Origin of the sequence: Pseudobutyrivibrio sp. OR37, assembly GCF_900113655.1 — a bacterium.
Lineage (GTDB): Bacteria > Bacillota > Clostridia > Lachnospirales > Lachnospiraceae > Pseudobutyrivibrio.
In genome coordinates this window covers 24,470-45,851 of record NZ_FOQF01000023.1, presented here as the reverse complement: position 1 = coordinate 45,851, position 21,382 = coordinate 24,470, and the positions used below count along the sequence as shown (strand labels likewise).

Here is a 21,382-nt window from a genome sequence, read left to right as displayed (position 1 = left end):
TACATTAAAACTTCTCCTTCATCCAAACTAACATTTCTTCATTCTTCTTTCTGTTTCCCCAATAACAATAAGGAACCGCTGTCAGTCTCACCTCCTCAAATTCATTTTCAAGCTCACCATATAATGTATTAGAATCCCAGCCTTCTTCCTTTAGGCGATAGCCATCAAAGCTGATTCTAGTGGTGCCTCCTAAAATGCTATTATCAAACTCTTCCTCAAATTTAGTTTTTGAAGATACAAAGGTGCATGCCAGGTTGTCCCCATTATCAATTTCCTCTAGGCAGTACACTAATGGTCCTTTCATGATTGCAAGCTTTCCAACATCTGCTCTTACCTTTGGATTAGAGCGGATGAATCTTGCATTCATATCAAATTCAAAATTTATATCCATGCTCGTGCCAGATAAGGTCACATTGATATAACCTTTGTCCTGTTTCATATCAAGTCCTGCCCCACTAACGCAGATTTTTGGATTCTTTGCATAATAAGGAATTCTAAGTGCAAGGGTTCCTTCCATTTGTTTATCTGATTCTATATGAACTGATACTTTGCCATTCCAAGGTACTTCGCTTTTAATATCAAGCCTGACCTCCTTACCTGATACTTCAGCCTTTATCCTAGATGAAACATACATATTCAAATAAATCTTATTCTCAGAGGTATATGCTATATACTGTCCCAAAGATGCTAGTGTCCTTGCTATATTAGGTGGGCAGCAGGCTACTCCAAACCATTTTTGCCTCTCGCTTTTTACATGAAGACGTGATGTGTGATCCATACATGCAGCTGGCCAAACTTCCAAAGGATTTACATAGAAAAATCCCTTACCATCCATAGCAATTCCCGACAAAACTGTGTTATATAGAGCTCTTTCTACCTCATCAAAATATGCTGCTTCTCCTGTGATTTCACCCATCCTTTTTCCAAACATGGCAAGTGCGATGGATGCGCATGACTCAGAATAATTACAATCATTTGGTAAATCGTAGTCTGTTGTAAATCTTTCCAACCAACCAGATGATCCGATGCTTCCTGTGACATACATTCTTCTGTGAACCATATCATCCCAAAGCACCTTGCAGGCATCTAACAATTCCTTATCATCTGTTTCTACTGCTACATCTGCCATTGCGCTATACAGATATGCTGCTCTAACAGCATGGCCTTCTGCAGTCTTTTGCTCTCTGACTGGTAGATGGGACTGGCTATAGCTTGGATCGTAGTTTGCAAATTCAGGGAAGATTCTCTCAAAATCAGGTTGCTTTTCTTCCTGCAAAAAATAGTTTTCCCCTACGCCTCGTATATCAATAAAATGCTTTGCCAAATCAAGATATTTCTTCTCGCCTGTTGTTCTATATAGCTTTACTAATCCAACTTCCACCTCTGGGTGTCCAGGATATCCGTGACATTTTCCATCTTCCTTACCAAAAACATTACATAATAAATCTGCCAGGCGACATACTACATCTACTATCTTTCTTTTGCCTGTAGCTTCATAATAAGCAACTGCGGCTTCCATAAAATGGCCTGCTGTATATAATTCATGGCCTTCACAAAGATTCTTCCATTTTTTATCTGGCGCATTGATTATGAAATAGGTATCCAGATATCCATCAGGCTGCTGCGCCTTTTCGATCAAATCTATAGCTTCGTCTGCCATAGCTTCCAGCTTCTCATTGCGGCCATAGGCTGCCAGATAAAATCCGACAGCCTCTAACCATTTTGCAAGGTCCGTATCTTGGAAAACTGCTCCTTCAAATTTTCCGTTTGATAGACCTGCCGCTATTTTAAAATTCTCAATACAATGACTGGTTTCAACATCCTCTAACCTGTCATTTAAAACATCCCACTGATATGGAATGATTACATCACCAACTAAGTCTCTGTACTTGTTAAAAAATTCGTCTGTAATTTTGATGTCACTTATTGGTATTGAAGAATTTGCTTTAAATTTCATTTGTTCCCCCTATGCCTTTACTGCTCCGTTTGTAAGTCCACTAACAATGTATTTCTGCATAAATATGAATATCAACACAATTGGAAAGATTGCTACAAGTCCAAATGCCATAGTTGCATTCCAAAGTGTCTGATATTGCTGCACATAATTGTAAATATTTGATGTGATTGGTCTCATGTTTGGATCTGTCATAAATGTGATTCCATAAATCAAATCGCCCCATGCATAAACAAATGAGAACACCGCTGCTACAATCACACCTGGCTTTGCAATCGGCAACATTATTTTAAAAAATGATGTTACCGGATTGCAGCCATCTATTGCCGCTGCCTCGTCTAGCTCCTTTGGTATAGAAAGGAAATAAGTACGAAGAATGATGATTGAGAAGGGAATTCCCAAAGTCGCATCTGCAAGGATTGGCGCCAAGTAATTATTTAATAATCCCACTTTTGAAAACATAATGTAAAGTGGTGTCAAAATAAGTGTAGATGGCAACATTTGCATCATTAAAAAAAACAGTATCAACAGCTTTTTGGCATTAAATCTAAATCTTGCAAGACCGTATGCTGCTGGAATAGACAATACTGTTGATATTACCATTGAAGAAAATGCTATTAAAAAGCTATTCTTAAAGCCCTTCATAGTTGCTGATGATTCAGAAAACTGGCTTTGAAAAGCTTCTAGTGTAAGGTTTTTAGGCCACAGTGGAGTAGGAACCTGGAAGATTTCCACCTGCGTTTTAAGTGCTGTAACAATCATCCAATATAGAGGAAACATAAGGATTACAAAAATGATGAATCCGATTATGAAGCTTATGGTATTTTCTTTTCTTTCTCGTTTCATCCTACATTACCTCCTCTTCTGCATTTATTAGCTTGATGTAGAACATTCCTACTACAAATAGAATTAAAAATAGAATGTTTGCAGAAGCTGCGCCCTTACTGAATTCAAACTGTTCAAATGACAGCTTGTATGCATAGGTTGATGCTAGTTCTGTTGCATTGATTGGGCCACCCTTAGTCATTACCCAAACCAAATCAAATACCTTAAACGTATATACGAATCCAAGTGTAAGCACTGACATGATAGCTGGCTTAATCACTGGAATTGTTATCTTAAACAAAGTCTGAAGCTTATTGGCCCCATCGATTTTTGCACTTTCATAAATATCTGCTGGTACAGTTGTTAGACCTGTAAGCAGTAACATCATATTAAAAGGAATTCCAATCCAAATATTCGCAACTACAATAGCCACCATGGCTGTTGGGCCATTTAACAGCCAATCAACAGGCGATTTGATGATATGAAGTGACATCAACAGCTGGTTTGCAATACCACCTGAGCTTGCAAAAATAAACTTAAACAGAAGACCTGCTACAGTCACTGGAAGCAACCAGGATATCATTGTTGCACCTCTAAAAAATGCTGATGCTGGGAACTTCTTACTAAATAATAATGCTAGAATAAATCCGATAATAAACTGGAAAAAGATTGAAGCTACTGTAAAAATAAGTGTATTCAAAATCGCTCTGCTCATTACAGAATTTGCATCTGTAAACAATTCTATATAGTTAGATAGACCTATAAACTCTTGTGCTTCAGGTCTTGAAAAATTGAAAACATTTACATTCTTTAAACTAAGAATGATATTTGAAATTGTGGGATATCCAACAAAGATAAGCATATAGATTACTGCTGGAAGAGAAAACAAAAATCCCATTTTCCCTGGTCCATTCAACTTCTTTTTTCTAGAAATCATAACATCCCTCCAAAATAACTATTTCTAAAAATGGCGGGGAATTACTTCCCCGCCAAATGTTAATTCTTACTTAACGGCATCAACTGCTGCCTGTGTATCCTTTGCAGCCTGATCTGGCGACTTAGCAAGTGTAAGTACTTCCTGGAAACCAGTCTGAATTGCATTTGAATATGAAGGCCAAATTGGTGAAGGTCCTCTTGGAATAGAAGTTTCAAGCTGTGTAATGAACTCTGCCTGAATAGGATCATCTGTCCAATAGCTATCCTTAGCTGCCTCTGTCTTAGGAGGGAATGAACCATACTGCTTCATTGCATCTACCATAACATCTGTCTGGTTGTAGTACTCAAGGAATGCCTTAGCGCCTTCCATATTGTCCTTTTTAACAGCGCCCATGTTCTCGCCGCCAAGGATTGAAGTAGCCTGGCCGCTTGAAGCATCCTTCTTAGGAAGAACAGTTACACCATAGTTCATATCAGGAGCATCTGCTTCGATACCAGGAATCTGCCATGGACCATTCTGCATCATAGCAATGTTACCAGCCTTCCAGTTGTTACAAACATCTGTCTGTGCCCAGTTTACACACTCTTTAGACCAAGAGCCGTCGTTAATCATATCCTGCATAAGCTGATATGCATCCTTGCCACCTTCGATATCTGTGTAAGAACCACCTGCTGTGTATAACCACTGTAGGCACTGGAATGTACCTTCATCTGTTCCGATTGCTGCATTACCAAAGCCTGTTACGCCATAATCTGTAAGCTTCTTAGCCATCTCATGGAATTCGTCCCATGTAGTGTTTTCGTCTGGATAAGGAACTCCTGCATCATCAAGAATATCCTTGTTGTAGAAAAGAGCTGTACAGTTTGTAGCAAATGGAAGACCATAATGCTTGCCATCCATCATTGTAGAATTCATTGGTCCCTCCAGGTACTCTGACCAATCAATATCAGCATCTGAAATGTCACCAAACAAATCCATTGCTATAAATGATGACATATCGCAACCATCAAGAATAACTACATCTGGAAGCTCGCCAGATGCAATACCAAGTGTTAACTGCTTCTCGTAATCTGCAAATGGTACATAAGTATGACTTGCTACGTATTCATCCTGTGATGAGTTAAATCCATTAATCAGGGATTCCATCATTTTCTTCTGAGCATCTGTCTCAAAGTAATCCCAAATAACTACCTCTTGCTTGTCTCCTGCCTGCGCTGACTGTGTTCCTTCCCCTGAACCAGTTGCTTCTGCTCCACTTCCTGAGCTGCCGCAGCCTACCATAAGTGACGCTGCCATTGCACCTGCTAATGCCATTGATACGGCTTTCTTAAATCTCATAAAAAACCTCCCTTCGAATACTTACCCCCGAGATACTTTGTATCTCCTTTGTTTATATAAGTATTCTAAGAGAGGTTTTGATTTTAAAAAATTCTAATAAATTAAAAAAGGTGGAAAAAATTCATCCTAATTTTAGTTCAAGGTTTTACCTGCCGCTTCATCTGGTGTTAATTCTCCTGTCACTACATCTGCAAAGCTCTTAGGTAATTGCTTGGATATTCTGGAATATCCCTCTATTCCTGTGCGAGGAATTGCATAATTCATTTGCTGACTAATAATTTCCAGCTTAGGATTATCCACTATTATCTTATTTGCAGATTTTATTCTGGATGGAAGTAGATTTGCATCGCTGCAGAATCTTTCCGTTCCACCCTTTTCCATGCAATATTTTATAAACTCAATGGAGCCTTCTACATTTTTACCTTTGATTATTCCTAAGTTTTCTCCACCTAGTATTACTGCATTTCTTTTATTCATAGGCATAGGTGAAAGGCCATAGCTAATTCCTGCTTCATCTAGCATAGAAAAAACCCATGGTCCGTTTTCCATCATAGCTATATCCCCTTCTATAAATCTTCTTGCAATATCTGTTTGGCTGTAGTTAAGACAATCCGCCGGCATACAGCCATCTTTTATGAGTCCTGCTAAATAGTCATAGGATTCACTGATTGCTTCCCTGGTAAGCTGTGTATCAGAATCAGAGGCAGCCATCACCCATGATAATAACTGAAATGAGCCTTGCTCAGAATCCATGGCACTCATCAAAAATCCATAGGTACCATCTTTTGATAATAGCTTTGCAGTCTCCTTTAGCTCATCCCAGGTTTTAGGTGGTGTAACACCTGCCTCCATTAACAAATCACTTCGATATATCAAACAAACATTGTTGCTGTTAAACGGAACTCCGTAGTATTTATCATTGTATTTGATAGTATCTACAGATGCCTCATAATAATCTGTATCTAGATTAAGGGTACTGGCATACTCAGATATATCTTCAAACATATCCAGCTGAATGAATTTTTTCATATCAGGATTATCAATAATTACCACATCTGGAAGCTCTTGTTCTGTATATGCCCTGGAGATTTTCTTGTCAAATTCTGTCATTGGAACATATTCCCATGACACCTGATATTTATCCTGGCTTTTGTTAAAGCTGGCTGTTAACTTATCCAGCCCATTAGCCTGTGCTTCTGTTTCATAGTAAGACCATATCAACAATTGTTCTTTTTCATCAGGTGTGTTTTCCACATCAGAAGTACTTCTTCCACAGGCTGTATTTGTAATTGCCATGCACATAGCCAGTGTTATTAGTTTCAGACCTTTTCTCATCTTTCTCTAAACTCCTTAGGCGATACTCCCTCTATATCCTTAAATACTCTATTAAAGTATTTGGTATCTGTAAAACCTACCTGTTCTGCAATCTCGTATATCTTCAGATTGCTGCCTGTAAGCAGGCGCTTAGCATGGCTTACTCTAAACTCATTAACAAATGAAGAGAAATTCTTATTCATTTCTCTATGGAAAAGTGTGCTTAAATATTCTGGAGTTATAGACAAATAATTTGCTACTTCTTCCTGGGAAATCTTGTTAGCATAGTTTTCTCTAATATAGGCAATAGCCTTTAATATAGTATAGTTGTGAATATCATCACGGGTAGCTTCACCAGCAAACACTACTGCTGCCGCCTCGTCCAAGCATTCCTTTATTTCAGATAACAGCTTTGCCCTTGATATCTTTTCTACTGTATCTAATTCCCTAAGTTGCCTGCCTTTATCAGGCCATATTTTAATGGCAAGCTGCAAAATAAACCCTGCAAGGCTTTGATATGCAATTCTTACAGAATATGGATCGTAGGCTTTTCCTATGAATCCTTTGGCAAAGCCATCACTCCATTTTTGCCAGCCTTCCTCATCATTATTCACAAGTATTTTTTCTATTTCTTTTTCTGTATCTTTACTATATTTATAATCCGTATATACGATATTATTATTGCTTTCTGATACTATTCTAGTGTCAATCATTTCTCCATTCAAAAAATTCTTATCAGATTGAAGAGCAATATCCTTTAGCTCCTTCAAGCTAGACAAGCTTGCCATATACCACACAGAATCCTTTAGGCAATCAACAACATCTATTCTGCGGTCAAGCATGGCTACTATTTCCTCGTCAGATGAATACTTGCCGGTAGACTTATCATAAAGCATGAACAAATCCTTATTATCTTCAGATACATACAAGCCCTTATATTCCTTAAACTTTTCCATAACGGTAGTCTTGTCAAAGCATCCGCTTGTGCTATATCCTCTTAAAAAGCATAATTCATATCCTTTTGATAATTCAAATATCCGCTCAGCCTTACCTATGTTTTCATCATTGTTTTCAAGGGCTCCTGAAACTATTGCTCTAATATACGATGCAGGATCAGCGTCTATTCTAGTGGCCTCTGCACTAATCTTGGCAGAGATGGATTTTAACACTCCGTCTACCGCATCCACGGTAATCGGCTTAAGCAAATAATCATCAGCTCCACAGGTGATAGCACGCTTGGCATAATCAAACTCGGCATAGCCTGTAAGTATTACGCTATGGCATTTTATCTGGCGATTTTTTATTTCTTCTAACATCTGTAGTCCATCCATCTCTGGCATTTTAATATCAGTGAATACCAAATCAGGATGAAGGCTTTCTATGGTTTCCAATCCCTCTCTACCGTTTTTCGCCTTGGCAATTACATCATGCTCCCCATAGCTGGATAATAATCTGGATAACCCATTTCTTATTTTGATTTCATCTTCAACTATAACTATATTCATACCTACTCACACTCACTTTTAGGAATATACAATGTTATCTCAGTTCCGATTTTCTCCACACTATTAATATTCCAATGAGCCATACCTCCGTAATACATTACTAGCCTTGAAAATGCATTTTTCAGGCCTAACCCCGCTTTGTCTATGTTGTCATCATTGATAACAGCATCTCGATTATTCATCTTGTTAACAAGCTCTTCCTCAATTCCATTCCCATTATCTGCAATACTTATTTGAAGGAACCTGTTATCCTCTGATATGTCCATATTTATAGAAAGCATTCCACCTTCTTCTATTCCTTCAAATCCATGTAATATAGCATTCTCTACAAATGGCTGAATAAGCAGCTTGTGAATATATAGATTCTTTAATTCCGGCTGCATATTAATCTCATATTTAAATGCCCCCTCATATCTAATCTGCTGCAACTCCAAATATCTTTGAAGGAAATCACATTCTGCAATTATAGGCGTCTTTTCCTCCACCTTGCTCACTGAATGCCTTAATATCAACCCCAGGTTACTAAGTGCTTTACTGATTTCATTTTCCCCATGCTCAATTGCCATCCAATTGATTGAATCCAGGGTATTATACAAAAAATGTGGATTTATCTGGGCTTCTAATGCCTTTAGTTCCGCATGGCGCTGCCTATCCTTAGCAGATGATATTTGCTGCAACAGCTCCTTTACCCTGGCTGTCATTATGTTGAAATTCGTTGCTATTGTTCCAAATTCATCCTTACTTTTTACTGATATCCGCTTGTCCAAATCTCCCGCCTGAACAGTCTGCATTCCCTTTACTATCGTATTTACGGATTTGTCAAAGGTTCTTGTGGTGTAAAAAATAATCAATCCCACTACCATAATAATGACAGCGCTTATTAATACTGTTATGATTTGAATCCTTCTAACATCCTTTAGCATCTCATCTGTATCATAAGCGTTTACGAATGTCCACCCTGTGGATTCATCCTTGTATTTATTGATTCCTATATTATGGCTACTTTGTAAATATCCACTTTCTCGTACAAAGGCTTCTAAGTTTTCCCCAGTGCTCATTGCTACATAGGCTTCACTAGGATATGAGATTACCTTGCCATTGTCGTCCAAGATGAAATTGATACCTGTCTTACTTTCTTCCGATGAATTGCAAATACTGTTAAGCATCTTTTCATCAATCGTCATTATGACTGTTGCTATGCTACCCTTTTCCAACTGATCAAAGTTATATAGTCGTTTTGATATATGAAAATAGTATTTTTTCACTCCATTCTCATCAAACTTCATACTAGGAGTAATAACCATTCCAGATTTACTTTCCGCATCCAGATATGGCGGTGCAATTCTCATATCTTTAAATCTATCCCAGATATTATACATGGAGGAATCTGTGGCAAAATCGTAGGTTACCGACTCTCCATTCTTACACACAAGGCTGATAGAGCGCACCCCTTCTACCACACTGGTATATCTATGAAGCAGCTCTCTAATATCACTTTTTGCTGCCGCTCTCCTTGTGGGAGTGCCATTCATAAGAATCATAACCTCATCGATTACATTCTCATCCACATATATCTGGTACATTAAATTTGTATAGTTTTCCAAGCTGAGATTAGTTCTCTCTGAAATTTGGATTAAATCACTTTGGATGATTTCATCCACTTGAGAAGTCATAGTTTCCCTGACACTAGTAAAATGAAATACCTGTAAAAGAATAATAGGTATTATAGATATTAACAAAAATATAATAATAAGCTTTTTGCCTATCTTAAGATCATTGTATCTACTAATAATGCTATGCATAACATTCACCCACCCAATACAATCATCATACAAAAAATAAGCTCATTGCACAACAGGCAATGAGCTTATATTATTATTGGAATTTAATTAGTTAAGACCTGTCCACTTCCACTCAGCGATTTCAGGCATATCAACACCTACATCATGGATGTATGTCTTGTGCTCTACGAGCTTATCCTTCATCTTCTGCTTGAGGAATGCGCCCTTATTACCAATCTGTGGCATGTTGTTAAGCATAGCAATAACAAGGTTGAAACGGTCAATCTTATTCTGAACTCTCATATCGAATGGAGTTGTGATTGTACCTTCCTCATGGTAACCATATACATGAATGTTTCTGTTAGTTCTTGTATATGTAAGCTCATGGATAAGTGTTGGATATCCATGGAATGCGAAGATGATTGGCTTATCCTTTGTAAAGATTGAATCATATTCAACATCTGTAAGACCATGTGGGTGCTTGTTGCTTGGCTCCATCTTCATAAGGTCAACTACGTTTACGAAACGAACCTTAACCTCTGGCATCTCCTTGTGGAGGATGTCAACAGCTGCAAGAGCCTCAAGTGTAGGTGTGTCACCACAGCAAGCAAGTACGATGTCTGGCTCTTCTCCTGTATCTGTTGAAGCCCAATCCCAGATACCAATACCCTGTGTGCAGTGCTTAACAGCCTGCTCCATTGTAAGCCACTGTGGTCTTGGGTGCTTAGATGCAACGATTGCGTTTACATAGTTCTTGCTCTTTAAGCAGTGATCCATTGTAGAGAGCAAGCAGTTAGCATCTGGTGGAAGATAAAGTCTTACCACGTCTGCCTTCTTGTTAGCGATGTGATCAAGGAAACCTGGATCCTGGTGTGTAAATCCGTTGTGATCCTGCTGCCATACATTTGATGTAAGAAGAAGGTTAAGTGATGCAATTGGACGTCTCCATGGAAGGCTGTTGCAAACCTTAAGCCACTTAGCATGCTGAGCTGCCATAGAATCGATGATTCTGATGAAAGCTTCGTAGCTTGCGAAGAAGCCGTGACGACCTGTAAGAAGGTAGCCCTCTAACCAGCCTTCACACATGTGCTCTGAAAGCATTGAATCCATTACACGACCATCCTTTGCAAGGAACTGATCTGTGCCTTCTTCGATTGGTGAGTTCCAATCTCTATTTGTAACCTCGAATACCTTGTTAAGACGGTTAGACATTGTCTCGTCTGGTCCAAAGATACGGAAGTTTCTCTGATCCTCGTTAAGCTTGAATACGTCACGGATGTATCCACCAAGCTCAATCATATCCTGCTTTTCAACAGCGCCTGGAGCTGGAACATCTACTGCGTAATCGCGGAAATCTGGAAGTCTAAGGTCGTGAAGAAGCTTACCACCGTTTGCATGTGGGTTAGCACCCATACGTCTGTCTCCCTTAGGAGCAAGCTCCTCAAGTTCAGGAATAAGACGACCATTCTCATCGAAGAGCTCCTCTGGACGATAGCTCTTTAACCACTTCTCAAGGATTTCCATGTGCTCTGGCTTGTCCATCATAACTGGAACCTGGTGAGCCGCAAAAGATCCTTCAATCTTGTTTCCGTCTACTACCTTAGGGCCTGTCCATCCCTTTGGTGTACGAAGAACGATCATTGGCCATACTGGTCTTGTAGCATCGCCTGTCTCTCTAGCGTGCTTCTGGATAGCCTTAATCTTATCCATACACTCATCAAGAGTCTCTGCCATCTTCTTGTGCATAACCTTAGGGTCATCACCTTCAACGAAGTGTGGCTCCCAGCCCATACCTGTGAAGAAGTTTACAAGCTCTTCGTGTGACATACGAGCAAGGATTGTAGGGTTTGAAATCTTGAATCCGTTAAGGTGAAGGATTGGAAGAACCGCACCATCTGTAACGGGATTTAAGAATTTGTTTGACTGCCATGATGTAGCAAGTGGGCCTGTCTCAGCCTCACCATCACCAACAACGCAAGCTGCAACGAGCTCTGGGTTATCGAATACTGCACCAAATGAGTGAGCGATAGAATATCCAAGTTCACCACCCTCATGGATTGAACCAGGGTTTTCTGGAGCAACGTGGCTTGAGATACCGCCTGGGAATGAGAACTGCTTGCAAAGCTTCTGCATACCATCGATATCACGGCTTACGTTTGGATATACCTCACTGTAAGAGCCTTCAAGATATGTGTTAGCCACGAAGAAGTTTCCGCCGTGACCTGGACCAGAAATAAGGATCATATCCTGGTCATATTTATTAATTACACGATTGAGGTGTACGTATATAAAGTTCTGTCCTGGTACTGTTCCCCAATGTCCTACGATTTTCTTCTTAACCTGCTCTCTTGTGAGTGGCTCACGAAGGAGTGGATTGTCAAGAAGATACAACTGTGCTGCTGCGAGATAGTTAGTAGCACGCCAGTAGGCGTCCATTTTCTCTAAGTACTCGTCAGTAATCTGTGTGTGATTCATTTTACATCTCCTTTAAATACTTTAGAATTTCCTAAAAGACAATTGACATTATACAACAATAGGATGTACATTGTACATCCTATTTTGATAATTTGTTAAATTTTTATCTAACTGTGATATATTATCTATTTTTTTGTGTATTTTGTAGAGTGTATTCTTTACCTAATAAGGGTCAAATTTTGCGATTTGATGTCAGATTGTTATTATTTTAACTTAGCAATAACATCTAAAACGATGCTGATTGACTGCTCTGCGGCCTTACCAGCAAAGGTATTGTAGTCCATTGCACTACCATCTGCATCGGAAATAGAGCGGATAAGTGTAAATGGAACATTATTGACATAGCATGTGTGAGCGATGCTTCCGCCCTCCATATCAGCAGCAATTGCGTCGAATTTCATGCGGATATTCTGACGCTGCTTATCAGTGTCTACAAACAAATCACCTGATGCAATTACACCTGTCTGATAATAGATTCCCTTTGCATCAAGTACCTCACAAACTGCCTTTTTAAGCTTCGCATCAGCCGTGAAATTAACAATGTTAATTCCTGAAACAAGACCTGCTGGGTCGCCAAGGGCTGTTGTGTTCATATCGTGCTGAACTGCAGAATCTGCAACAGCTACATCGAGAACCTTAAGGTCCTTTACAAGAGAGCCGGCCACGCCAATATTAATCACATGGTCTACTCCAAAATGTAAAATCATAATCTCTGTGCAGATTGCAGCGAAGACCTTGCCGATTCCTGAAACGGCTGCTACTACCTCTACGCCATTGATTTCGCCTGAAATGAAATCAACGCCGCTGATGGTCTCAAATCTTTGCTTCTCAATCGAAGGCTTCAAATTCTCAATCTCTATCTGCATTGCACCAATAATACCTAACTTCATTTTCTACCTCCTAGTTTATGGCTCGCTGGTTACGGTCTCTAAGTTTTTCTCTCGCCTGTTACGGTAACAAACTATTATATTTCTCCGTCGACTAGATGTCTCCTTGAGAAACATAATAGTTTGTTACCTACAGGCTATTTATAGGCTCTTGAGACCTACCAGCTATTTATACTATTACTCTTATTTTACTAGTTGCAGAGAGCTTTCTACGATGGATATGTGAACTCCATATTTGTCCATGAGTTGAGTACGTCTAGATAGCGGGCGCATTCAGTCTTTGCGAGCTGGATGTCCAAATTTTCGTAGTGACCGCACTCGATGGCGCTTTTTCCGAAGACGTCGCCTTCGTGGTCTACTGTCTGTTTAAATACTTTTTTTACAACCTCGAATGTCTTCTTTGAATCAACGCCCTTTACAACAAGATAGAATCCTGTCTGGCAGCCCATTGGTCCAAAGTAGATAACGTGGTCTGCGATTTCTGAATTGCGGATATATGTTGCAATCATGTGCTCAACTGAGTGCATTGTTGCATTATCCATGTAATCACCTGCGTTTGGCTTGCGAGTACGCAAATCGTAAGTGATGATATCTCCATCATCCACACGTGAGATGTAGAATCCCGGTGTAAGGATGTTGTGATTGATTGTAAAGCTCTTAATTCTTTCCATTTATTCCTATAATCCTTCCTATACTTTATAAACTATTCCTTTGGCAAGCTTATCTGCTACATCTGCACCCTTGAAGGTCTTTACGATTTCAAGTGCAAATGGGATAGCTGTTCCCATGCCACGGCTTGTGATGATGTGGCCATCGTGACAAACTGGGTCTGTAGAAAAATCTGCATCCAGCAAATCCTTCTCCATGCCTGGATAGCAGGTGGCCTTCTTTCCCTTAAGGATACCAGCCTTGCCAAAAACAGTTGGTGCTGCGCAGATGGCTGCAAGCCCCTTCTTAGATGTGTTAAAGCCATGAACCTGATCCATGAGAGGCTCGCATAATTCAAGATTAAGTGTACCTGGCATTCCTCCTGGAAGCACAAGCATATCCGCACTTTCAAAATCAGTGTTTTCAATCAGCTTATCGCAGTATGTTGTAATGCCATGTGCTCCTGGCACCTTCTTATTTCCTGTGATTGAAACCATCTCTATTTCAATATCGGCACGCCTAAGTAAATCAACAACTGTAAGTGCTTCGATTTCCTCATGACCTTCGGCCATAAATATAAGTACCTTGCTCATTACCTCTCCTCCTATCTTCTAACTAGTAGATTATGTCCTTGGCTTCTATTTTAACATAATTCGTCTAGCAATGTTTATACCAATCTTGTATGGCAATGGCCTAACAGCTTTGTCAGCCTTCTTTATCATCTCTCTTATTGGAATGCTCTGAGGACAATGCTGCTCGCATTTGCCGCATTCAATGCACTGGGTGGCAAATGCTGGCTCATCCTTTAGGCCTACTGTCTGGGCATACTCAAATCTGGCTGCTGATTTGCTTTCTAGTGCTGTCATGTTGTAACACCTGAAAAGTGCTGGGATATCTACCCCCTTAGGACATGGCATACAATATCTACAGCCTGTACAACCTACAAGCTCTGATTCGGAAATGATAGTTTTCACTTGCTCCACCAATTCAAAGTCTTCCCCGGTAAATGAATCTGCCTTGGCATCAGCTGCAATCCTGCAATTTTCCTGCACCATCTCTACAGAATTCATTCCAGAAAGCACACATGTAACCTCTGGCTGATTCCAAAGCCATCTAAGGCCAAGCTCAGCTGGAGTATAGCCCTTCTCATACTGAGCAATCTTCTCTTTTGCTTTGTCCGGCAGAAGACTAACCAGCTTACCTCCACGCAGTGGCTCCATTATAACCACAGGAATCCCCTTACTTGCCGCATGCTTCAGTCCCCTAAGGCCTGCCTGAGAATGTTCATCCATGTAATTATATTGAATCTGGCAGAAATCCCAATCATAAGCATCTAGTATGCCTATGAAATCTTCAGTGTTGCCATGATAAGAAAACCCAATGTTTCTTATCTGTCCACTGGCCTTCTTTTGGGCTATCCACTCCTTCACCCCAAGTTTTTCCAGCTTATCCCACTGGTTCATAGCTGTCATGTGATGCATAAGATAATAGTCGATATAATCTGTGCGCAGCCTCTTTAATTCTTCGTTGAAATATTTATCAAGAGCTGCTGCGCTGCTAACCAAATACTGAGGCAGCTTAGTCGCAATATTTACATTTTCTCTTATAGAGTTGCGTTCTAATATTTCCCCCAACGCCGCCTCGCTACCAGGATACACGTAGGCAGTGTCATAGTAATTAACTCCACTATTGTAAGCTGTCATGATTTCCTGCTCAGCCTTATCTATATCAATAGCCCCCGCCTTTGTGGTGAATCTCATGCAACCATAACCAAGTATTGATATCTGATCCCCATTTTTATTACTTCTGTACTCCATAGACCTCTCCATAATTGTTGCCAGTTTAGAGTATTTTATCATATTACATAGGGGTTGTTGTGACAGAACTTTAGTAGAATAATAAAAATCCTGTCACAGCCAAGCTACATTTAGCTTATTTGTGACAGGATTTGTAAATTCCTAATTATTATTTATGTTATTTCTTAAGCGTAGGCATCAAAGCGTGAGCCTGATGTGTTGTATGTACTGCCTCTTCCATTTACACCATAGGATGTATTTCCTGAAAGGAACTTGGTGGCTATATCATTGAAGTCAGAGGACACCTGAATGTTGCGCTTTTGCCTTGCTATTGGATCAACCGGTATGGAATCACCACCAATTTCTCTGACTGTAGCGTTAGGATACTGGACAGGATTTGCCCCATTAACCCCTGCTGTGTTTTTGGTAACATCTGCTGCATACACATCTGAAACCTCAGCCTCATTCTGAACTGAATAGTTCATAGGCTGAACACTTGAGATTGGACTGTATGTACTTAATCCTCCGATAGGTGCTATAGCCATAAAAAACCTCCATAGGTGACTACTACAATGATAGCACCTCTGGAGGGGCGAAAACTGAAATACACAGTTTTTTATTATTAAATTCTTTGTTTATTCACATAATAACTTATAGATAGTTCCCCTCATCAGTCAGCTACGCTGACAGCTTCCCCCCAGGGGGAAGCCTTTTTATCTTAAGAACCCGGCTACGATTTGTTCCTCAGCCTCTTCTTCTGTAAGGCCAAGCGACATGAGCTTGATGAGCTGGTCGCCGGCGATTTTGCCGATGGCTGCCTCGTGGATGAGGGCTGCATCTACGTTCTTGGCGTCAAGACGTGGGATAGCTACTACGTGAGCATTTCCCATAATGATGGCATCACATGCTGCATGACCGCTGCAGGCTGTATTTCCTTCGATTGCTACTTCGAAAATCTGCTCTGAATCATCCTTTGCAACTGAACGAGAAACTACATCTGTGCTAGCGTCCTTTCCATTAAGAAGAACCTTGTAATCTGATGTGGCTTTCTGGCTGCCGTGAGTCATAAGTGCCTCGTGGATAAGAAGTGTTGCTCCTTCAGCAAGCTCAGCGTAGTTAGTACGAACTGTAGAATCTACGCCCTTAATCTGAACCATTTCCATCTCTACATGGCTGCCCTCTTCCTGATATACGTTTGTTACAGGATTAAGGATACGAGCTCCCTTTCCATCACCTTCGCCATAGTGCTTTTCTACGTATTTAACCTTGGCATTCTTGCCTACGTGGAATGTGTGGATACCATCATGCTGAGAATCCTGGTCACCACAGTTAGAAATACCGCAGCCTGCTACGATAGTAACATCTGCATCCTCTCCAACATAAAAATCATTGTAAACCATATCCTTAAGACCGCTCTGTGTAAGGACTACAGGGATATGAACGCTTTCGCCCTTTGTGCCTGGTTTGATGATGATATCGATACCTGGCTTATCTTCCTTTGTAACGATGTCGATGTTAGCAGTAGTGTTACGTGCTGCGCTGGCACCGTTTGAACGGATATTATATGCACCCTGAGGTATGCCATCTAAATCAGCAACCTCATGTAAAATGTTCTTTTGAATTGCATCAAGAGCCATTACTGGTCACCTCCTAACTTTTCGCAGGCAATGCTGGCTGCTGCCGATGTACCAAGAAGCTCTGGGAGAATTTCATCCTTAGGCCCCTGCTTCTTAACCTTGCCGTTTTCAATAACTACGATTTCATCTGCGATATTTAGGATGCGCTCCTGGTGTGAGATAACAATGATTGTTCCATTGATATCCTTTCGCATGTTCTCAAATACCTTGATAAGATTCTGGAAGCTCCAAAGATCGATTCCAGCCTCTGGCTCATCAAAGATAGAAAGTTTGGTTCCACGTGCAAGTACTGTGGCGATTTCGATACGCTTAAGTTCACCACCTGAAAGTGAACCGTTAACCTCACGCTCTACATAATCCTTAGCGCAAAGTCCTACCTTTGAAAGGTACTCACAAGCTACTGCAACAGAAATGTGCTCACCTGCTGCAAGACGAAGTAAATCGATTACTCTGATTCCCTTGAAGTGAACTGGTGCCTGGAAAGCAAAGCTGATTCCCATTTTTGCACGCTCAGTGATATTTTTATCTGAGATATCCACACCATCAAGGATAATTTGTCCGCTTGTCAACTGGTTAACACCCATGATAAGCTTTGCAAGTGTGGACTTACCGCCACCGTTAGGACCGGTGATGACGATAAACTTACCATCTTCAACTGTAAGGTCAAGACCATCAATGATTTCTTTAACGGAATCATTTTCATCATCAACCTTGTATGTAAGATTTTTGATTTCTAACATATCTATACTCCTCGTTCTATGTGCTACACTCCCTAACCCCATGCCAGTGGTAGTTAGGAAAGACTAATTTAATTGTGTCAAACTAATTCAGCCATATTATATTAACATGGATTTGTAAAAATGGTAGCCTATTTTTGTAAAGAAAAGGGCTACTGAGAAAACTTCTCAGTAGCCCTGCTATAATTATATCCCTGTAATATCTCCTTTTAAAAACACATTTTCCTTCCATCCCTGTTTGAGAGGATGGACTGTGCCTTGCTTCACCATATATACATCCAAATAACCTTATATTTATCATTTTTTAACAGTAATATGATATTTCCCCAAAATATAATAACCATTTTGAAATCACATCATCACTTCTTGCTTCAATCATTCTCATTATATTTCTAAGAGTGTGTTCCGCTATTTTGGAATTATTATTTGCCAATAAACATTTACCAGTACTTGTAATCCATATCTTTGTAGCATTGGCAGTAGGTGCTCCTTTAGCCACATGAACATGAATTGGCTCAACGGGCTTATTTTCATTAGTCCAAAAATAAATCCAGTACTCTCCCATTCTAAAAATTTGAGGCATTATCAAAACCTCCTTCTTGGGAAAATTCTATAATAAGATGCGCCGTTGATTTCAAAAACTCCTCAAGCTTTGCAAGCTCTTCATCAGTGTATTCATATACATCTTCCCATTTATATTCAGGGAGCCAGCAATCTGCATGCTTAAAACATACTTTTTCATCAGGAGTCTCTATATGAACAAGAACTCTGCCATCTTCATGCATTTCAGAATGCACTATTTCAGTATTGTCATTTAGCGTCATAAAAGGATAAACCATAATGTTCCTCCAATCACTTATTCTATTACTAACTAATTTATTCGTAGTCATATTATAGCATGATATCATATTTTCAAGCTATTTAATTGTTAATAAGCTTTACTATATACTCCTGCACTCGCTTTATAGCTTGCAGTTCTTTTTTGGTGAAGCCCAGGTCGCCTGTGCTATATATTTCATCTACAATTTGCTTTATTCCTAAAACGGTATTGCCATCTTTATCATCATAAGCTACTGGCAAATCTTTCTTAGTACCATAAACAAATCTGACATTTGTATAGATGTCATACACTGGATCTGCGTCGAAAGCTTTTGCTTTTTCAATAGCTAAAGCTATTTCCGACATCATTTTCTCATGATTGCCAATGAGTTCATAACATATAGCCTCACATGTTTTTATCATAGCAACATACCTTGTTAAATAAGATGGTTTATCTGAAAGCATAAGCCCTGCTACAGTTTGTTCTACCCACTGATATAATTCAAGCAGCTCCTTATACTTTTTATTTGAGAAGAAATAATCCAGCATATGCCCTGCTACATCAGTAGCGTCAAGAACACTGAAATGAAACTTTTTTGTATAGCAAGCTAACGCCTCTTCCTTTTTCCCTTGATGCCAATATATTTCTCCAAGCAAATCATCATATATTCCATCTACATTTATATGCTTTATAATCTCTATCTGCTTTTCATTGTCTTTCTCAAGCAAGGCAAGTTGCTTAAGGATTGCAATCTCATCGATTTTGTTTTCTGGAGAATCCGCTAGTATGCGTAATGCTCGATTAAATAATTCTATGGCACGATTTCTAAAATCCTCATTTTTATTATCCTGATACCAGCTTATGTAATATACACTACCAGCTCTCCTCAAAATCTTTACATCATTAGGATATCTCACTACAGCTTTATCGAGATGCTCCCTTGCCTCGTCAAGCCTATGTTCCCTGTATAACTCAAATGATTCCTCGATAATATCATCCACTCTCTTTGATACCATGGAATACCCCACCAGCGCATCCATAGAAAGATTAAAGAAATCCGCCAAATCCATCATCGTATTTATATCAGGGACACAGTTTCCGTTTTCCCATTTCGACACTGTGCCCACGGTTACGCCCATTGCCTCAGCCAGCTGCTCCTGGGTAAGAAGCATCCGCTTCCTGTTTGCTCTGATGTTCTCTGATAGATTGTTTTGCATCTATATTCTTCTCCTTGCCCATATTTGCTTTTTTCGCAAAGTAGATTCCGCCAAAGATTAATATACCTAGCACTCCTGTATATAAAAGTATCGAATCAGCATTAAGCTTTACTGTAACAACTGTTACCAAAAATGCTCCAAGTGGCAGTGATGCTGTTGCAACTGCATTAAATGCGCCACTACATCTTGCCATATAATCAGGATCCACCTTCTTCACAAACTCAACGCTTAATAATCCTGACAATAAAGACAAGCTTACTCCCATTACAAACATGCTACCTAACCCAAGAGCTATTGAAAAAATCATGCTTTCTTTTACTAACGCACCTCTAGATAGTATAATAACTCCAATTCCCGCAATCGCACCAAGGGCTCCCACAGCCCCATCAAAAGAAATCTTAGATACAAGCTTTGGCAAAATAAGTGATGCAATAATCGCGCCGCCCCACTGTCCGACCATAATAATGCTTAAAAAATCTGCATCCTTCATATATACACTAGATACAAGTGGTGTTAACAATGCACTGACTGGTGAAAGCACAAAGTTCAATAGTACTGCGAGTATACAGAAATAAATGACTGTAGTATTTCCCTTAATATATTTAAAGCCTTCTTTGAGCTTGGTCATATAGTCCTGTTCATTGATACTAGCACTCTGAAGCTTACACTTACTATAATCTATTAATATAATAATGAAAGCTCCAATAAAGAATGTTGCCACATCTATAAGCATCGCTGTGCCTACACCAAATGCTGCGATAATAACTCCACCAAGTGCCATTCCTATTAAATTAACCACCTGAGCCACTGTCATCTTCATGCTCTGCATGATAGTGTAATAATCACCCTGAACTATCTCTGGCACAAAAGCGCCTGCTGCAGATTCATTAATAGATTCGATTGCAGTGATTAGCAGTGTAAACCCTGCCATGATAAAAGGATTAACCAAATGCAGATAATACAAAACTACAAATCCAGCTATCACTAGCCCGCGAAGCAAATCCGTATATACGATAATCTTTTTCTTGTTCTTGCCCTCTACCCATGCTCCAGCCAGTGGAAGCACAACTATTCCTGGTAGCTGATTAAGTCCAAAGATAATTGCTGACCAGGTTGCGCTACCTGTCAACTGATACACCAGCCATGTAAATGCTATAGCATCTATTGAATCTCCAAATCTGTTAATAAAATTTGAAAACAATAGCTTCCTGCAATTAGCTATCTTTAATATATCTTTGTAGCCTACTGTTTTTGTCTCTCCCATAATCTAAGCCTCCCGAATTTATCTATGAATAGCAATTTTGTTACTCAGATTATAAGATTTGGTTAGAGATATTTTAACATATTAGTTTTCTAGTTTGTATAGTAATTATTTTCCTATTACGAAAGATGCTAAAGCACTATGTTTTGCAGGACATGCAAAAACTCCCAGCACAGGCTGGGAGTTTTTGTACATGACTTCTTGCTGACCAAACAAGGAAATTGTCAGCAAGAATCTATACATATTGATT

19 protein-coding genes are annotated in these 21,382 nt (G+C 39.6%); all 19 read right to left on the bottom strand.

The genetic code is table 11. The features are described from left to right. Nucleotides 1-4: 4 nt before the first annotated feature. A complete protein-coding gene (locus tag BM097_RS11355) occupies nt 5-1,957 on the bottom strand; it encodes a glycoside hydrolase family 127 protein (RefSeq protein WP_090549648.1) in 1,953 nt (650 codons plus the stop codon). A 9-nt stretch (nt 1,958-1,966) separates the two neighbouring features. Beyond that, a complete protein-coding gene (locus BM097_RS11350; RefSeq protein WP_090549645.1) occupies nt 1,967-2,800 on the bottom strand; it encodes a carbohydrate ABC transporter permease in 834 nt (277 codons plus the stop codon). 1 nt (nt 2,801) lies between these two features. Next, entirely contained in the window at nt 2,802-3,716 is a 915-nt protein-coding gene (locus BM097_RS11345; RefSeq protein ID WP_330389636.1) for a carbohydrate ABC transporter permease, read from the bottom strand. A 66-nt stretch (nt 3,717-3,782) separates the two neighbouring features. After that, nucleotides 3,783-5,054 (bottom strand): extracellular solute-binding protein, encoded by a 1,272-nt coding sequence (locus BM097_RS11340; RefSeq protein WP_242944703.1) that lies wholly within the window; start codon nt 5,052-5,054, stop codon nt 3,783-3,785. A 132-nt stretch (nt 5,055-5,186) separates the two neighbouring features. Then, a complete protein-coding gene (locus tag BM097_RS11335; protein WP_090549642.1) occupies nt 5,187-6,389 on the bottom strand; it encodes a sugar ABC transporter substrate-binding protein in 1,203 nt (400 codons plus the stop codon). After that, on the bottom strand, nt 6,386-7,873 hold the full coding sequence (locus BM097_RS11330) for a response regulator transcription factor (protein ID WP_090549639.1): 1,488 nt from the start codon (nt 7,871-7,873) through the stop codon (nt 6,386-6,388). The genes BM097_RS11335 and BM097_RS11330 overlap by 4 nt, the downstream gene beginning before the upstream one ends. A gap of 2 nt (nt 7,874-7,875) precedes the next feature. Beyond that, nucleotides 7,876-9,546 carry a cache domain-containing sensor histidine kinase gene (locus BM097_RS11325; RefSeq protein WP_177197452.1) on the bottom strand — a complete coding sequence of 557 codons (1,671 nt, stop codon included), beginning with the start codon at nt 9,544-9,546 and terminating at the stop codon, nt 7,876-7,878. Between the two features lie 216 nt (nt 9,547-9,762). Further along, a complete protein-coding gene (locus BM097_RS11320) occupies nt 9,763-12,129 on the bottom strand; it encodes a phosphoketolase family protein (RefSeq protein ID WP_090549633.1) in 2,367 nt (788 codons plus the stop codon). Nucleotides 12,130-12,332: 203 nt separating this feature from the next. Next, nucleotides 12,333-13,019 (bottom strand): 5'-methylthioadenosine/adenosylhomocysteine nucleosidase, encoded by a 687-nt coding sequence (locus tag BM097_RS11315; protein ID WP_090549630.1) that lies wholly within the window; start codon nt 13,017-13,019, stop codon nt 12,333-12,335. A 206-nt stretch (nt 13,020-13,225) separates the two neighbouring features. Next, nucleotides 13,226-13,687, bottom strand: a complete 462-nt coding sequence (locus tag BM097_RS11310; protein WP_090549628.1) for an S-ribosylhomocysteine lyase — start codon at nt 13,685-13,687, stop codon at nt 13,226-13,228. An 18-nt stretch (nt 13,688-13,705) separates the two neighbouring features. After that, nucleotides 13,706-14,257, bottom strand: coding sequence for a DJ-1 family glyoxalase III (locus tag BM097_RS11305; protein ID WP_090549625.1), 552 nt, complete (start codon nt 14,255-14,257; stop codon nt 13,706-13,708). A 45-nt stretch (nt 14,258-14,302) separates the two neighbouring features. Next, nucleotides 14,303-15,481, bottom strand: a complete 1,179-nt coding sequence (locus BM097_RS11300) for an aldo/keto reductase (RefSeq protein ID WP_090549623.1) — start codon at nt 15,479-15,481, stop codon at nt 14,303-14,305. A 164-nt stretch (nt 15,482-15,645) separates the two neighbouring features. After that, nucleotides 15,646-16,005, bottom strand: a complete 360-nt coding sequence (locus tag BM097_RS11295; protein WP_090549620.1) for a hypothetical protein — start codon at nt 16,003-16,005, stop codon at nt 15,646-15,648. A gap of 168 nt (nt 16,006-16,173) precedes the next feature. Continuing rightward, nucleotides 16,174-17,097 carry a SufB/SufD family protein gene (locus tag BM097_RS11290; protein WP_090549616.1) on the bottom strand — a complete coding sequence of 308 codons (924 nt, stop codon included), beginning with the start codon at nt 17,095-17,097 and terminating at the stop codon, nt 16,174-16,176. Next, on the bottom strand, nt 17,097-17,837 hold the full coding sequence (locus tag BM097_RS11285) for an ABC transporter ATP-binding protein (RefSeq protein WP_090549613.1): 741 nt from the start codon (nt 17,835-17,837) through the stop codon (nt 17,097-17,099). Before BM097_RS11285 ends, BM097_RS11290 begins: the two co-directional genes overlap by 1 nt. A gap of 301 nt (nt 17,838-18,138) precedes the next feature. Then, nucleotides 18,139-18,417, bottom strand: a complete 279-nt coding sequence (locus BM097_RS11280; RefSeq protein WP_090549610.1) for a DUF4160 domain-containing protein — start codon at nt 18,415-18,417, stop codon at nt 18,139-18,141. Continuing rightward, nucleotides 18,401-18,673: a hypothetical protein gene (locus BM097_RS11275; RefSeq protein WP_090549608.1), complete on the bottom strand. Its 273-nt coding sequence runs from the start codon at nt 18,671-18,673 to the stop codon at nt 18,401-18,403. The genes BM097_RS11280 and BM097_RS11275 overlap by 17 nt, the downstream gene beginning before the upstream one ends. A gap of 82 nt (nt 18,674-18,755) precedes the next feature. Beyond that, a complete protein-coding gene (locus tag BM097_RS11270; protein WP_090549604.1) occupies nt 18,756-19,871 on the bottom strand; it encodes a helix-turn-helix domain-containing protein in 1,116 nt (371 codons plus the stop codon). Next, nucleotides 19,798-21,135, bottom strand: a complete 1,338-nt coding sequence (locus tag BM097_RS11265) for an MFS transporter (protein ID WP_090549601.1) — start codon at nt 21,133-21,135, stop codon at nt 19,798-19,800. Before BM097_RS11265 ends, BM097_RS11270 begins: the two co-directional genes overlap by 74 nt. Nucleotides 21,136-21,382: the final 247 nt, after the last annotated feature.

Excerpts from the sequence above, each read along its gene's own strand:
- BM097_RS11355 (WP_090549648.1), bottom strand. The coding sequence starts at position 1,957 with ATGAAATTTAAAGCAAATTCTTCAATACCAATAAGTGACATCAAAATT.
- BM097_RS11350 (WP_090549645.1), bottom strand. The coding sequence starts at position 2,800 with ATGAAACGAGAAAGAAAAGAAAATACCATAAGCTTCATAATCGGATTC.
- BM097_RS11345 (WP_330389636.1), bottom strand. The coding sequence starts at position 3,716 with ATGATTTCTAGAAAAAAGAAGTTGAATGGACCAGGGAAAATGGGATTT.
- BM097_RS11340 (WP_242944703.1), bottom strand. The coding sequence starts at position 5,054 with ATGAGATTTAAGAAAGCCGTATCAATGGCATTAGCAGGTGCAATGGCA.
- BM097_RS11335 (WP_090549642.1), bottom strand. The coding sequence starts at position 6,389 with ATGAGAAAAGGTCTGAAACTAATAACACTGGCTATGTGCATGGCAATT.
- BM097_RS11330 (WP_090549639.1), bottom strand. The coding sequence starts at position 7,873 with ATGAATATAGTTATAGTTGAAGATGAAATCAAAATAAGAAATGGGTTA.
- BM097_RS11325 (WP_177197452.1), bottom strand. The coding sequence starts at position 9,546 with ATGACTTCTCAAGTGGATGAAATCATCCAAAGTGATTTAATCCAAATT.
- BM097_RS11320 (WP_090549633.1), bottom strand. The coding sequence starts at position 12,129 with ATGAATCACACACAGATTACTGACGAGTACTTAGAGAAAATGGACGCC.
- BM097_RS11315 (WP_090549630.1), bottom strand. The coding sequence starts at position 13,019 with ATGAAGTTAGGTATTATTGGTGCAATGCAGATAGAGATTGAGAATTTG.
- BM097_RS11310 (WP_090549628.1), bottom strand. The coding sequence starts at position 13,687 with ATGGAAAGAATTAAGAGCTTTACAATCAATCACAACATCCTTACACCG.
- BM097_RS11305 (WP_090549625.1), bottom strand. The coding sequence starts at position 14,257 with ATGAGCAAGGTACTTATATTTATGGCCGAAGGTCATGAGGAAATCGAA.
- BM097_RS11300 (WP_090549623.1), bottom strand. The coding sequence starts at position 15,481 with ATGGAGTACAGAAGTAATAAAAATGGGGATCAGATATCAATACTTGGT.
- BM097_RS11295 (WP_090549620.1), bottom strand. The coding sequence starts at position 16,005 with ATGGCTATAGCACCTATCGGAGGATTAAGTACATACAGTCCAATCTCA.
- BM097_RS11290 (WP_090549616.1), bottom strand. The coding sequence starts at position 17,097 with ATGGCTCTTGATGCAATTCAAAAGAACATTTTACATGAGGTTGCTGAT.
- BM097_RS11285 (WP_090549613.1), bottom strand. The coding sequence starts at position 17,837 with ATGTTAGAAATCAAAAATCTTACATACAAGGTTGATGATGAAAATGAT.
- BM097_RS11280 (WP_090549610.1), bottom strand. The coding sequence starts at position 18,417 with ATGCCTCAAATTTTTAGAATGGGAGAGTACTGGATTTATTTTTGGACT.
- BM097_RS11275 (WP_090549608.1), bottom strand. The coding sequence starts at position 18,673 with ATGGTTTATCCTTTTATGACGCTAAATGACAATACTGAAATAGTGCAT.
- BM097_RS11270 (WP_090549604.1), bottom strand. The coding sequence starts at position 19,871 with ATGCAAAACAATCTATCAGAGAACATCAGAGCAAACAGGAAGCGGATG.
- BM097_RS11265 (WP_090549601.1), bottom strand. The coding sequence starts at position 21,135 with ATGGGAGAGACAAAAACAGTAGGCTACAAAGATATATTAAAGATAGCT.